Origin of the sequence: Paraburkholderia sp. CNPSo 3076 (assembly GCF_026343935.1) — a bacterium.
Lineage (GTDB): Bacteria > Pseudomonadota > Gammaproteobacteria > Burkholderiales > Burkholderiaceae > Paraburkholderia > Paraburkholderia nodosa.
In genome coordinates this window covers 227,580-240,892 of record NZ_JAPMAL010000009.1, presented here as the reverse complement: position 1 = coordinate 240,892, position 13,313 = coordinate 227,580, and the positions used below count along the sequence as shown (strand labels likewise).

The 13,313-nt window shown below is 67.0% G+C and carries 14 protein-coding genes, 1 pseudogene and 1 riboswitch; of the genes and pseudogenes, 14 read left to right on the top strand and 1 reads right to left on the bottom strand.

What is annotated here, in order from left to right:
• From M3A49_RS13130 to M3A49_RS13110, 5 genes and pseudogenes are all read left to right on the top strand, one after another.
• Positions 1–431 (top strand): annotated as a pseudogene (locus M3A49_RS13130) (hopanoid biosynthesis associated radical SAM protein HpnJ); the annotation flags it as partial.
• A complete protein-coding gene (gene hpnK, locus M3A49_RS13125; RefSeq protein ID WP_266229029.1) occupies positions 431–1,330 on the top strand; it encodes a hopanoid biosynthesis-associated protein HpnK in 900 nt (299 codons plus the stop codon). The pseudogene M3A49_RS13130 and the gene hpnK, both read left to right, overlap by 1 nt.
• Positions 1,327–2,415 carry a lysylphosphatidylglycerol synthase domain-containing protein gene (locus M3A49_RS13120; RefSeq protein ID WP_266229028.1) on the top strand — a complete coding sequence of 363 codons (1,089 nt, stop codon included), beginning with the start codon at positions 1,327–1,329 and terminating at the stop codon, positions 2,413–2,415. Before hpnK ends, M3A49_RS13120 begins: the two co-directional genes overlap by 4 nt.
• Positions 2,416–2,493: 78 nt before the next feature.
• Positions 2,494–3,075: a hypothetical protein gene (locus M3A49_RS13115; protein WP_416338952.1), complete on the top strand. Its 582-nt coding sequence runs from the start codon at positions 2,494–2,496 to the stop codon at positions 3,073–3,075.
• A gap of 43 nt (positions 3,076–3,118) precedes the next feature.
• Positions 3,119–4,156 carry a patatin-like phospholipase family protein gene (locus tag M3A49_RS13110; RefSeq protein WP_266229027.1) on the top strand — a complete coding sequence of 346 codons (1,038 nt, stop codon included), beginning with the start codon at positions 3,119–3,121 and terminating at the stop codon, positions 4,154–4,156.
• A gap of 76 nt (positions 4,157–4,232) precedes the next feature.
• Here M3A49_RS13110 and M3A49_RS13105 read toward each other — a convergent pair whose 3' ends face one another.
• Entirely contained in the window at positions 4,233–4,853 is a 621-nt protein-coding gene (locus M3A49_RS13105) for a histidine phosphatase family protein (protein ID WP_266229026.1), read from the bottom strand.
• A gap of 57 nt (positions 4,854–4,910) precedes the next feature.
• A riboswitch (cobalamin riboswitch) is annotated at positions 4,911–5,056 on the top strand.
• A gap of 39 nt (positions 5,057–5,095) precedes the next feature.
• Between M3A49_RS13105 and M3A49_RS13100 the strand changes: the two genes are divergently transcribed.
• From M3A49_RS13100 to astA, 9 genes are all read left to right on the top strand, one after another.
• Positions 5,096–5,314, top strand: a complete 219-nt coding sequence (locus M3A49_RS13100; RefSeq protein WP_254357514.1) for a CbtB domain-containing protein — start codon at positions 5,096–5,098, stop codon at positions 5,312–5,314.
• Positions 5,315–5,327: 13 nt separating this feature from the next.
• Positions 5,328–6,080, top strand: coding sequence for a CbtA family protein (locus M3A49_RS13095; protein WP_266229025.1), 753 nt, complete (start codon positions 5,328–5,330; stop codon positions 6,078–6,080).
• Positions 6,081–6,397: 317 nt separating this feature from the next.
• Entirely contained in the window at positions 6,398–7,087 is a 690-nt protein-coding gene (locus tag M3A49_RS13090; protein ID WP_028204762.1) for an ABC transporter permease, read from the top strand.
• 13 nt (positions 7,088–7,100) lie between these two features.
• Positions 7,101–7,814 carry an ABC transporter permease gene (locus tag M3A49_RS13085; protein WP_028204763.1) on the top strand — a complete coding sequence of 238 codons (714 nt, stop codon included), beginning with the start codon at positions 7,101–7,103 and terminating at the stop codon, positions 7,812–7,814.
• 20 nt (positions 7,815–7,834) lie between these two features.
• A complete protein-coding gene (locus tag M3A49_RS13080; RefSeq protein ID WP_375541829.1) occupies positions 7,835–8,626 on the top strand; it encodes an ABC transporter ATP-binding protein in 792 nt (263 codons plus the stop codon).
• A gap of 160 nt (positions 8,627–8,786) precedes the next feature.
• On the top strand, positions 8,787–9,758 hold the full coding sequence (locus M3A49_RS13075) for a GlxA family transcriptional regulator (protein WP_245623685.1): 972 nt from the start codon (positions 8,787–8,789) through the stop codon (positions 9,756–9,758).
• Between the two features lie 182 nt (positions 9,759–9,940).
• Positions 9,941–11,158: an aspartate aminotransferase family protein gene (locus M3A49_RS13070; protein WP_266229024.1), complete on the top strand. Its 1,218-nt coding sequence runs from the start codon at positions 9,941–9,943 to the stop codon at positions 11,156–11,158.
• Positions 11,159–11,200: 42 nt separating this feature from the next.
• Complete coding sequence (gene aruF, locus M3A49_RS13065; protein WP_266229023.1) at positions 11,201–12,280, top strand: arginine/ornithine succinyltransferase subunit alpha; 1,080 nt, start codon at positions 11,201–11,203, stop codon at positions 12,278–12,280.
• The gene (gene astA / locus M3A49_RS13060) at positions 12,277–13,311 is read left to right on the top strand and encodes an arginine N-succinyltransferase (RefSeq protein ID WP_266229022.1); all 1,035 of its coding nucleotides are present in this window, start codon (positions 12,277–12,279) and stop codon (positions 13,309–13,311) included. The genes aruF and astA overlap by 4 nt, the downstream gene beginning before the upstream one ends.
• Positions 13,312–13,313: the final 2 nt, after the last annotated feature.

Sequence of the window (13,313 nt, the reverse complement as noted above, 5' to 3'; positions counted from 1 at the left end):
ACTGCAAGAATCTCGGCATCAAGGTTCACGGCACCTTCATTCTGGGGCTGCCGGGCGAGACGCAGGACACCATCAAAAAGACGATCGAGTACGCGAAGGAAATCAATCCGCATACGATTCAGGTGTCGCTCGCAGCGCCCTATCCGGGCACGACGCTCTACAAGCAGGCCGTGGAAAACGGCTGGATGGAAGAGAACAAGACCATCAACCTGGTGAGCAAGGAAGGGGTGCAGCTCGCGGCGATCGGCTATGCGCATCTGTCGCGCGACGAGATCTATCACCACCTGGAGCAGTTCTATCGGCAGTTCTATTTCCGGCCGTCGAAGATCTGGGAGATCGTGCGCGAGATGCTCACGAGCTGGGACATGATGAAGCGGCGTCTGCGCGAAGGCGTGGAGTTCTTCCGCTTCCTGCGCGCGCACGAGGCATGATGGACCGCTCCTCTCACGATGCGCGCGCGCTCATCTTCACCGCCGACGACTTTGGCCTGCACGAGCGGGTCAATGCGGCGGTGGAGCGTGCGCATCGCGAGGGCGTGCTCGACTGCGCGAGCCTGATGGTGGCCGCGCCCGCCGCGCTTGATGCCGTGGCGCGGGCGCGCCGCACGCCGGGTTTGCGCGTGGGGCTGCATCTGGTGCTGGCCGATGGCGCGGCGATGCTGCCGCGCGCGCAGATTCCCGCGCTCGTCGATGCGCAAGGGCGTTTCGGCGACAGCATGGTCCGCGACGGCGTGCGTTTCTTCTTCCTGCCGCACGTGCGCAGGCAGCTCGCGAAGGAGATACGCGCGCAGTTCGACGCGTTCGCGGCGACCGGGCTCGCTCTCGATCACGTGAACACGCACAAGCATTTTCATCTGCATCCCACGGTGCTCGCGCTGATCCTCGAGATCGGCCGCGACTATGGTTTGCGCGCGATGCGTCTGCCGCTCGAGGCAGGCGCGCCGTTCGCGCTCAAGCCCTGGCTCGCGCTCGTGCGTGCGCGGCTCGCGCGTGCGGGCGTCGCGCACAACGACTACGTGGTCGGCATCGCGAAGACGGGCGCAATGGACGAGGCCGCCGTGCTCGACGCGCTCGCGCATCTGCCCGCGCAGGGCGTGGGCGAGATCTACTGCCACCCGGCGCTCGCCGATGAAGCGCACGACGGGCCCATCACGCCGTCGATGCAGACGTATCGCCACGCCGACGAATTCGGCGCGCTGATCTCGCCGCGCGTGGCCGCAGCGCTCGCGCAGTCGGGCGTGCGCCGGGGCGGCTTTGCCGACGTGTTCTTCGGCGCGGCTTCAGGCTCCGACCCCTCCGCGTCACGCGGCCCCGAGGTGCAGGTGTCATGAAGTGGCTGAAATGGCTGGGCCTGCCGGTCGGGATCGCCATCCTGATCGGTCTCGTCGTCCATAACGGCGCGCACGACGTGCTGCGCGTGATTGGCACGGCAGGCCCCATGCTGCTCTGGCTCGTGCCGTTCCACGCGCTGCCGCTCCTGCTCGACGCTCATGCGTGGCGCCTTCTGCTCGACAAGCGCGCACCGCTCAGCTTCCTCTGGTGGACCGCGACCGTGCGCGAGGCCGTGAACCGGCTGCTGCCCGTGGTCGGCGTGGGCGGCGAACTCGTCGGCATTCGCCTCGCGCGCTGGAAGGTGCGCAATGCGAGCGAAGTCACGGCTTCGGTGATCGTCGAGGTGTTCGTGACGATCGCCGTGCAATATGCATTCTCGGCGCTCGGCGTCGTGTTGATCGTCGCCGCAACCGGCGACGGCGGTTCGCTGCGCACCATCATCGCGATCTCGCTAGCGCTCGTGCTCTCGGTGCCGCTGCCCGTGCTCGCCGTGTTCCTGCTGCGTCGCGGCGGCGTTTTCCATGCGATCGAACGCTGGGCCGCGCGGCTGCTCGGCACCGAAAATCCGCTCATGCTCGGCCTCGACGGCAAGCAGCTCGACGCCGATCTCGACGCGCTGATGTCGCGCACGGGCCTCATGTTTCGCGCTTTCTTCTGGCAGCTTGGCGGCTACATGCTCGGGGCGTTCGAGACGTGGTGGGCGCTTGCGCTGCTCGGCCATCCGGTGACGGTCGGCGACGCGCTCGCCATCGAGGCCATCACCCAGGCCGTGCGCCATGCCGCCTTCATGGTGCCCGCCGGCCTCGGCGTGCAGGAAGTCGCCGTGGTGCTGCTCGCGCAGCTCTTTGGCGTGAGCCAGGACGTGGCGTTCTCGCTCGCGCTCGTCAAGCGCATGCGCGAAGTGGTGTTCGGCGTGCTCGCGCTGCTTTCGTGGCAGGCCGCGGAAATCGTCCGCACGCGTCGCGCAGTGCGCCACGGTGTGCAGCCCGCCGCTCAGTCCGCCGATGCGCCGCCCGCCGTGGCGAGCGTGTCCGCAAGTGCGGGCCGCCCGAAGCAGGACTCACAGCACGACCCGGTCCATTGACGGTACATTGTGGGCATGTCGATGCGCGCCGGATCGGCGCACGTAGACGCAAGCCCATGTTGATGCGTTAGCAAGGACATGAAGCCCACGTTTTCACTCACGCGTTCGCTCGCGCTCGCGTGCGCCGCCACGGCGGCGTTCACGCTTTCCGGCTGCGACGATCGCCAGTTCGATGCCATGCTCGACACCATCCGGCAGGGATTCAAGGCGTTCTTCGATTCCGTGAAGCCCGACGCGCTGCTGCTCAAGGGCCTCACGCCCGGCGTTTCCACGCTCGAGCAGGTGCGCGAGCAAATGGGCAAGCCCGAGACCGAGCGCGTGTTCGACGACGGCTCGCGCCGCCTCGAATATCCGCGCGGCCCGCAGGGCCTCAAGACCTGGATGGTCGATATCGGTCCGAACGGGCGGCTCGTGGCCATCACTCAGGCGCTCACGGCGGATAATTTCGCGAAGATCCGTGTCGGCATGAGTGAGGACGAGGTCCGGCGTTTGCTCGGCAAACCCGGGCAGGTGGCCGGCTATCGGTTGAAGAAGGAGACGGTGTGGAGCTGGAAGTGGCTGGAAGGGGGCGTGACGCCCGAAGCGTATTTCAATGTGCATTTCGGACCGGACGGGCGGGTCACGACGACCTCGCGCTCGGACGTGATCCGCGGTCGCTGACTCGGTCGACGCAGTTGACCCATGACCACGCAAGGAGGCGCGCATGATGAACCGGCGACGGCCCAAGCGTGTGGGACTCGTGCTCGGCGGCGGCGCCGCGCGCGGCTGGGCGCATATCGGTGCGATTCGTGCGCTCGAGGAAGCGGGCATCAAGCCCGACGTGGTGTGCGGGACGTCGATTGGCGCGCTGGTCGGCGCCGTGTACGCGAACGGCGATCTCGACTGGCTCGAGGACTGGGTGGGCAAGCTCACCTGGCAGACCGTGGTGCGCCTGCTCGACTTGCGTTTTTCGGGCGGCCTGCTCGGCGGGCGCAAGGTGATCGACCTGTTTGCGCACCAGTTCAACGGCCGCTCGATCGATGACCTGCGGCTGCCGTTCACGGCGGTCGCCACCGAACTCGACACGGGGCGCGAGGTCTGGCTGCGCGAAGGCGGCGTGGTGGACGCCGTGCGCGCTTCGATCGCGATTCCCGGCATCTTTACGCCGATCTGGCATGACGGCGTGTGGCTCGTGGACGGCGGACTGAGCAACCCGGTGCCGGTGTCCGCCGCGCGCGCGATGCGCGCGGACACCGTGATCGCCATCGATCTCAATCACGACATTCTCAACGGCCGCGACCTGGGCGGCGCGATCGACACGATGCCGCGCGAGCTGCCCGTGGAGGCGAGCGACGCGGCGACGGCGGCATCGGCTGCCAAGGCGGACAGCGGCGCCGCCACTGGCGCTGAAAACAGCGACGCGGCGCCTGAACCGCTCCTGCGCCGCAACGGCAAGCGCTTCCCGCGCTGGCTGCAGCCTGCAGGCCCCGGCGCGGCTGGCGGGCCGGACGTGCGCGTGGCGCCGCCGCCTAGCACGCGTGTGCCTTCGGTATTGAGCTCGGTGGCCCAGAGCATCGACATCATGCAGGTGCGCATTACGCGCAGCCGCCTTGCAGGCGAGCCCGCCGACGTGCTGATCCAGCCGCGCCTGGGCGGTATGGGGATCTTCGACTTTCATCGCGCCTCGCCCGCCATCGAGGAAGGGCGCGCGGCCGTGCAGTACATGATGCCGGCCATCAAGGCGCAGCTAGGGCTGGACTAGGGCGCTTCTCGTGCGCTGCTGGCTACAGGTCCAGCATGCCGGCGACGGCGAATTTCGGTGCCTCCCGCTCCTCACCTCAATCCACCGCGGCGAGCCACACCCAGCCGTGCTGCATGCGGCGTAGCGCCGTCACGGAAAGCGGCGCGATTTCGATCGAGCGAAAACTTGATGACAGCGCGCCCAGCGCGTGAAGAATCGCCGCCCGGATCACGCTTGCGTGCGTGAAGGCGATCAGGTTGTGGCCCAAGTCGGGCGCCGCGTCGAGCCAGGCGCCGACGCGCGTGCGGACATCGTCGAACGATTCGCCGCCGCCTGGCGGCCGAAAGCCTGGATCACGCGTCCAGGCCGCAAGGGCTTCGGGCACTTCGCGCGCGAGATCCGTGAGGCGCTGGCCTTGCCACGCGCCGAAGGCGGTTTCGGCGAGCGCGTCAGCTGGCGTTGCCCCCGCGAAGCCTGCCGCGTGAGCGCTCGCGCGGGCGATCGCGACGGGACTCGTGAACGCGCGCGGCACCTCGGCGTTGCGATTGCCACCGGCCAGCCGCGCGTGCCAGCGTTCGCGCCAGGCGGCAAGCGCCTCAAGTGCGCGCGCATCGAGCGCTTCTTCGGCGTCATCGCCCGCTACAGGCGCTTGCGGGAATGTTCCCGAGCGCAGCGCGGCATTCGCCGCATGGCTCACCAGCCAGACTGTCGTCGGCATGCTTTTCCTTATGCTTCACTACTCTGTGGCTGACCTATCCAGGTGACATCCGGGCCGCGGCCAGCCGTCGCAGCGCGTAGAATACAGGCTCCACGACACGCGGAAGCCGGTGCAAGTCCGGCGCGGTCGCGCCACTGTAACTGGTTGCCGTCGATTGAATCGAAGCAACGGAAGTCAGACCTGCGCGTCGTGAACCACTCTTTCAACGACTAGCGGGGCGCGTAACCCCAGGAGAAGTCAGCATGTCCGAAACCTCATTCCCCTTGCAGCACGCACCGGCCGCGCCGGCGCCCATTCCGCTGCGAGAGATCCTGCCCTGGGCGATCTTCGGCGGCCTCATGCTGCTGCTGGCCTTGTACTTCGTGGGCGCCGAGCAGGGCGCCACGTCGATCTTCCCGGGCATGTACGTCCACGAATTCGTTCACGACGGCCGCCATCTGCTCGGCTTTCCCTGCCACTGACCGGGAGCCGGATATGGTTGGCAAGTTGCTGGTACGCGGCATGCTCGCAGGCATCGCCGCGGGGCTCCTCACGTTCGGCTTCGCGAAAATCGCAGGCGAGCCTCAGGTCGATCAGGCGATTTCCTTCGAAGAGAAAGCCGACGCCGCGAAGGGTGAGGCACCCGAGCCCGAGATCGTGAGCCGCAAGACCCAGGCGAGCATCGGTCTCTTCACGGGCGTGATGGTCTATGGCGCGTCGATCGGCGGCCTCTTTGCGCTCGTCTTCGCATATGCGAACGGTCGCGTGGGGCGTCTTTCGCCGCGTGCGCTCTCGGCCTGGCTCGCGCTCGCGGCGTTCGTCGCGATCTACCTGGTGCCGAACATCAAGTATCCGGCGAATCCGCCCTCGGTCGGCGACCCGGAGACAATCGGCTATCGAACCGGGCTCTTCTTCCTGATGATCGCGATCTCGATCGCCGTGTCGGTGTTCTCGCTCAAGGTGCGCGCCGCATTCGTGCCGCGCCTTGGCGTCTGGAACGCTTCGATCGTGGCGCTCGTGCTGTTCGTCGTCGTGATCGGCGCGATCCAGCTCGCGCTGCCGGCGATCAACGAGGTGCCCGCCGCCTTCCCGGCCGTGCTGCTGTGGAAGTTCCGGACGGTGTCGATCGGCATGCAGGTCATTCTCTGGATCACGATCGGCCTGCTGTTTGGCGCGCTCGCCGAAAAGCTGCCTGGCGCGAACGCCCGTGCGGGCGGCGCACGCGGCACGCAAACGCGCGCCGCTTAAGCTCCGCCGGGGTCGCAGCGCGCACGCCGCGCACCTATCGAAAAAGCGACCCCAAACTTGCGTAAATGCCCCGCGCGCCTCGCGTGCCGGGGCACTTTTTTCGCCTTTCAAAAGCATCGCGCCCGCGGCTGCGTGGGCCCAATCCGCACGCATCCGTGCGCCGCGCCGCAATGCTGCACTGCAATATACGCGCCGCGCGAGTTTGAGCAATCCATTTTGCACTGAGACGATCCGCGCCAGTTCATCGGTTTCGACGGCGCTCAGGTGCCGCGCGAGGCCGCCCGAAACGACAAAACGAATTTGTTCCGGAGACGCGCGTGATCCTTTACGGCTTTGGCCCGGTGCTGCTCGCCGGCACGATCCAGACCATCGAGCTTTCGCTGCTCTCGCTCGGCGTGGCTGTGCTGCTCGGCCTGGCCGGCGCGGCGGCCAAGCTCTCGTTCAACCGGCCGCTCGCGGCCGTGGCGACCGCCTACACGACACTGATCCGCTCGGTGCCCGACCTCGTGCTGATGCTGCTGCTCTTCTACAGCATCCAGATCGGCGTGAACGAGGCCACCGACGCGCTCGGCATGGCGCAGATCGACATCGATCCGTTCGTGGCCGGCGTCGTCACGCTCGGCTTCATTTACGGCGCGTACTTCACCGAAACCTTTCGCGGCGCGTTTCTCGCGGTGCCGCGCGGCCAGCTCGAAGCGGGCCATGCCTACGGCATGAGCGGCGCGCGCGTGTTCGCCCGCATCCTCTTTCCGCAGATGATGCGTTTTGCGCTGCCCGGCATCGGCAACAACTGGCAGGTGCTCGTCAAGGCGACGGCGCTCGTCTCGATCATCGGTCTCGCCGATGTCGTGAAGGCCGCCCAGGACGCGGGCCGCAGCACCTTCAACCTGTTTTTCTTCCTCGTGATTGCGGCGCTCATCTATCTCGCGATCACCACGCTCTCGAACTTCGCGCTCGTCTGGCTCGAACGCCGCTATTCGGTGGGCGTGCGTCACGCGCAACTCTGAGGAAAAGGCCGTCATGAACGAAATCATTCAGCAATTCGGCCGCGCGTTCCTCTACTGGGACGGCGAGCATGTCTCCGGCCTCGCGATGACGCTGTGGCTGCTTGTGATCTCTGTCGCCTTCGGCTTCGTGTGCGCGGTGCCGCTCGCCGTGGCGCGCGTGTCGAGCCGCCGCTGGCTCTCGCTGCCGGTGCGCTTCTACACCTACGTGTTTCGCGGCACGCCGCTCTACGTGCAGTTGCTGCTCATCTACACGGGCGTGTACAGTCTCGCGTTCATCCGTTCGGAGCCGCTGCTCGACGCGTTCTTCCGCAGCGGCCTGAACTGCGCGGTGCTCGCGTTCGCCCTCAACACCTGTGCGTACACGACGGAGATTTTCGCGGGTGCGATTCGCGCCACCTCGCATGGCGAAGTGGAAGCGGCGCGCGCCTACGGTATGAGCCCGTTCACGATGTACTGGCGCGTGGTCCTGCCTTCGGCGCTGCGCCGCGCACTGCCGCTGTACAGTAACGAGGTGATCCTGATGCTGCACGCGACCACGGTGGCCTTCACCGCCACGGTGCCCGATATCCTCAAGGTCGCGCGCGACGCCAACTCGGCGACCTACCGCTCGTTCGAGTCGTTCGGCCTCGCTGCGCTGATCTACTGTGCGGTATCGTTCGTGCTGGTGGCCGCGTTCCGCCGCGCCGAAAAACGCTGGCTCGGCCATCTCGCCGTGCGCACCCGCTGATTCATCGCAAACTGGAGACCATCTTGGCTCAGACGCAATCCTCAGATAGCAAGCTCGTCGCGCGCGACATCCATAAGCGCTACGGCGACAACGAGGTGCTCAAAGGCGTCTCGCTCGACGCGAAGAAGGGCGACGTGATCAGCATCATCGGCGCGAGCGGCTCGGGCAAGAGCACCTTCCTGCGCTGCATCAATTTCCTCGAGAGGCCGAACGCGGGCGAGATCGTCGTAGACGGCGAGGTCGTGCGCACGAAGGCGGGCCGCAACGGCGACCTGGACGTGGCCGATCACAAGCAATTGCAGCGCATCCGCACCAAGCTCGCGATGGTGTTCCAGCACTTCAATCTCTGGTCGCATATGAACGTGCTCGAGAACGTGATGGAAGCGCCCCTGCACGTGCTGGGCGTGCCGCGCAAGGAAGCCGAGGACCGCGCGCGGCAGTATCTGGAGAAAGTGGGTCTCGCGCCTCGCGTGGAGAAGCAGTATCCCTCGCATCTTTCGGGCGGCCAGCAGCAGCGCGTGGCGATCGCGCGCGCACTCGCCATGCATCCCGACGTGATGCTGTTCGACGAGCCCACCTCCGCGCTCGACCCCGAACTCGTGGGCGAAGTGCTCAAGGTGATGCAAAAGCTCGCCGAAGAGGGTCGCACGATGATCGTCGTCACCCACGAAATGGGCTTTGCGCGCAACGTCTCGAATCATGTGATGTTCCTGCACCAGGGGCGCACGGAGGAAGAGGGCGCGCCCGGCGATGTGCTCGGCGCGCCGAAGAGCGATCGTCTGCGCCAGTTCCTCTCGGGCAGCCTCAAGTAAGCGGCGCGGTTCGCATCGCGCTTTCGTTTTATTGCCTTCGATGGTTCGTCAAGCCGTTCCCCCTTCTGCTTCCGTTCCTGCCGCGCCCGGCGGCCAGGCGGCGCTCGCTCGCGCCGGTCGCACGACCCAGGTGGCGATCGTCGCGCTCCCGCCCGTTTCGATGTCGGGCGTGGGCCCGATTGTCGACGCGCTCAATCTCGCTAACGAGATCGACGGCCGCGCGCTGTACCGCTGGCAGATGTGCTCGTGGAACGGCCGCCCCGTGCCGCTCGCGGGCGGCGCGCAGTGGCCCGCCGACTGCGCGTTCGGCGACGCCGTTGCGGCCGACTGGCTCATCGTCGTCACCGAGCGCTACCAGCAGTTCGCCGACTACCGGCTCTTTCTCGCGAGCCTCGCGCGCGTGGGCCAGCGCACGCCGCTCGTCACGGGCATTCACCACGGCATCTGGTGGCTCGCGATGGCGGGGCAGTTGCAGGGCTATCGCGTGGCCGCGAACTGGGAGACGTTCCAGCAGTTCGCCGAGCAGTTCGAGCGCACCATCGTCACACAGCACATCTACGAAATCGACCGCGACCGCGCGACTTGCGCGGGCGGCCAGGCCACGCTCGACTTCATGCTCGCGATGATCGGCCGCGACCATGGCCCGGAACTCGCCGAGCGCATTGCCGACGCGCTCGGCGCAAGCACGCTGCGCAGCGGCGACGAGCGCCAGCGTATTCCGTTCGTGACCGCGCCCGGCGAGCGGCACCCGCGCCTGAACGACGCGCTCAAGCTGATGGAGGCGAATATCGAGGACCCGCTCACGACCGACGAGATCGCGAATCTCGTGGGCGTGTCGCGGCGGCAGCTCGAGCGGCTCTTTCGCCAGTACCTCGGCGCGATGCCGTCGAAGTACTACCTGGGCCTGCGCCTTGCCAAGGCGCGCTCGCAGTTGCAGCGCACCAGCAAGTCGGTGGTGCAGATCAGTCTCGCGTGCGGGTTTTCTTCAGCGGCGCATTTTTCGAATGCGTACCGCGAGCGCTTCGGCGTGACGCCGCGCGAGGATCGCCGCAACTGGATCGAGCGCCAGCACGGCGGGGCCGCCGCCGAGCCGCGCGCGGGCGCGCTCGTCGAGCCGCCGGAAGTTCAGTGAACCTGGCCGCGGCGCGGCAAGCGTCCGGACCTTGCAGGTTCCGTACGAAAAAACGCGTCGCGCCTGCGCAAGACGTTTGCGCCGAGCTTGCCTACACTGCACAAGCTACCTGAGCGAAAGGGCACGGCCCCAACGCACACCGACCCCGAATTCGACACGCACTGAGTAATAGAGGAATCGCCATGAACGACCAGACTGTGAGCCGCAAGACCTTCGACGAAGTGATGGTGCCGTGTTTCTCGCCCGCGCCGTTCGTGCCGGATCGCGGGGAAGGCTCGCGCGTGTGGGACACCGAGGGCCGCGATTACATCGACTTCGCGTGCGGCATCGCCGTGACCTCGCTCGGCCACGCGCACCCGGAGTTGCTGCGCGTGCTCGAGGAGCAGGGCAGCAAGCTTTGGCACATCGGCAACGGCTACACCAACGAGCCGGTGTTGCGTCTTGCGCGCCAGCTCGAAGCACTTACGTTCGCCGACCGCGCGTTCTTCGCGAACTCGGGCGCGGAGGCCAATGAGGCGGCGCTCAAGCTCGCGCGCCGCGTGGCGTTCGATCGGCACGGCGCCGACAAGTTCGAGATCATCTCGTTCACCCAGTCGTTCCACGGCCGCACGTTCTTCACCGTGAGCGTGGGCGGCCAGCCCAAGTATTCGGAAGGCTTCGGCCCCGTGCCGGGTGGCATCACGCACTTGGAGTACAACGATATCGAAGCGGCGAAGCGCGCCATCGGCGCGCAGACCTGCGCTGTGATCGTCGAGCCGGTGCAGGGCGAGGGCGGTGTGATTCCCGCCGATCCCGCGTTCCTGCGCGCGCTGCGCGAAGCGTGCGATGCGCACGGCGCGCTGCTGATTTTCGACGAGGTGCAAACGGGCGTGGGCCGCACGGGCCACTTCTACGCTTACGAAGATACGGGCGTCACGCCCGACATCCTCACGACGGCCAAGGCGCTCGGCAACGGCTTTCCGATCGGCGCGATGCTCACGACCGAAGCGATTGCGGCGCACTTCAAGGTGGGCGTGCATGGCACGACCTATGGCGGCAATCCGCTGGGCGCCGCGATTGCGGGCAAGGTGGTCGAGCTGGTGAGCGATCCGGCGCTGCTGGCGGGCGTGCGCGCGCGCGGCGAAGCGATTCGCGGCAAGCTCGCGAAGCTCAACGAGCGTTTCGACATGTTCAAGGAAGTGCGCGGCAAGGGGCTTCTGATCGGCGCCGAACTGAATGCGCGCTTTGCGGGCCGCGCCAAGGACTTCAACGGGGCGGCCGCGAATCGCGGCGTGATGATGCTGATTGCCGGGCCGGACGTGCTGCGCTTCGCGCCCTCGCTCATCATTCCCGAAGCGGACCTCGACGAAGGCTTTGCGCGCTTCGAGCACGCCTGCGCAGATGTGATCGGTGCACGCTAAATCGTAACCCAGCCGCAACCCAGCGCACACACAGGACCGACGATGCTATTCGTTCGCCCCGCCAGGCTTTCCGATCTCGACGCGATCGCCCACATGGCGCACACCGCGCAGCCGGTGCTGCATTCGCTGCCGCACGACCGCGCGGCGCTGGAAGCGCGCATCGCGCTTTCAGAAGATTCGTTTCGCGCGGACGTGGACTTCCCCGGTGAGGAGTTCTATCTGTTCGTGCTCGAAGATTCCGCCACGGGGCGGCTCGTCGGCACCTCGAGCATCGTGGCGGCGGCCGGCTACGCCGAGCCGTTCTACGCGTTTCGCAACGACGCGCTCATTCATGCGTCGCGCGAGCTGCACGTGAACCGCAAGATTCACGCGCTCACGATGTCGCACGAACTCACGGGCAAGAGCCGCCTCGCGGGCTTCTACATCGAGCCCTCGCTGCGCGGCGACGCGGCCGCGCATCTCATGTCGCGCGCACGCATGATGTACGTCGCGATGAACCGCCGGCGCTTCACGCCCGAAGTGTTCTCGCTGCTGCTCGGCGTGACCGACGACACGGGCGCCTCGCCCTTCTGGGAGGCCGTGGGGCGCAAGTTCTTCGGACGCGATTTCAAGGACATCGAACTGGCCTCGGGCGGACGCAGCCGCACCTTCATCGCCGAGGTCATGCCGGCTTATCCGCTCTATGTGCCGCTGCTGCCGGAGCCGGCGCAGCGCGTGCTCGGCGAGCCCGATCCGAGCGCCTTGCTCGCTTACGAGATCCATCTGGAAGAAGGCTTCGAGCCGGATCGTTACGTCGATATTTTCGACGCAGGCCCGGTGCTGACTGCGCAGGTGGACCGCACGGCCTCGGTCGCCGGCAACGAGACGCGCACGGTGCGCGAAGTGGCGCTCGCAACGAACCTGGAAGGCGCGGCGTATCTGGTCGCGAGCCAGCACGCGGGCGAGTTCCGCTGCGTGCTCGCGACGCTGCCCGAGAGCGAGAAGGGCGCGGGCATCATCGCGCCGCTCGACGCGAGCGCGCGCGCCGCGCTCGGCGTGCAGGACGGCGAGCCGGTGCGCTGTGCGCCGCTATATCGCGCCACCCCGCAAACAGAGGATGCCTATATGGGAGACGCACAATGATCGTGGTACGCGTCGTGCAAACGGGCGACGTGGACGCACTCGTCTCGCTCGCTCAGGAAACGGGCCCCGGCCTCACCACCTTCAAGCCCGATCGCGAGGCGCTCAAGGCGCGCATCGAGCGCGCGCGGCGCACGCTGGCGGGCGAGGCCGAGCTGCGCGAAGCCGGCTACTTCTTCGTGATGGAAGACACGGCCACGGGCGACGTGGCCGGCGTATGCGGCATCGAAACGGCCGTGGGTCTGGAGCAGCCGTTCTACAACTACCGCGTGAGCACGGTGGTGCACGCAAGCCAGGAGCTCGGCATCTGGACGCGCATGCGCGCGCTCAATATCTCGCACGATCTCACGGGCTATGCCGAGGTGTGTTCGCTCTTTCTTTCGCCGCGCTATCGCACGGGCGGAATGGGCAGCCTGCTTTCGCGATCGCGCTTCATGTTCATCGCGCAGTTTCGCGAGCGCTTTCCCGAGCGCCTGTGCGCGGAATTGCGCGGCCATTTCGACGCGCAAGGCACGTCGCCGTTCTGGCGTGCGGTCGGTTCGCACTTCTACCAGATCGATTTCAACGCTGCCGACTACCTCAGCTCGCACGGGCGCAAGTCGTTCCTCGCGGAACTGATGCCGCGTTATCCGGTGTACGTGGAGCTGCTGCCCGAGGAAGCGCAGGCTTGTGTCGGCCTCACGCATGCCGACACGATTCCCGCGCGCCGCATGCTCGAAGCCGAGGGGCTGCGCTACGAGAATCACGTCGATATCTTCGACGCGGGCCCGGTGCTCGAATGCCACATCGGCGACCTGCGCACGGTGCGCGAGAGCGTGGTCGTGCCGGTCGAGATCGGTGAGGCGCATGCCGAAGCGGGCGTGCGCTCACTCGTATCCAACACGTCGCTCGGCGATTTCCGCGTGGGGTTCGCGCCGGGCGTCGTGCACGACGGCGTGTTCACGCTGAGCGCCAGGGAAGCGGCGGCGCTGAACGTCGCGGCGGGCGATCCGGTGCGCGTGCTCGGCCCCGCGCAAAAGCATCAAAAGGGATGACC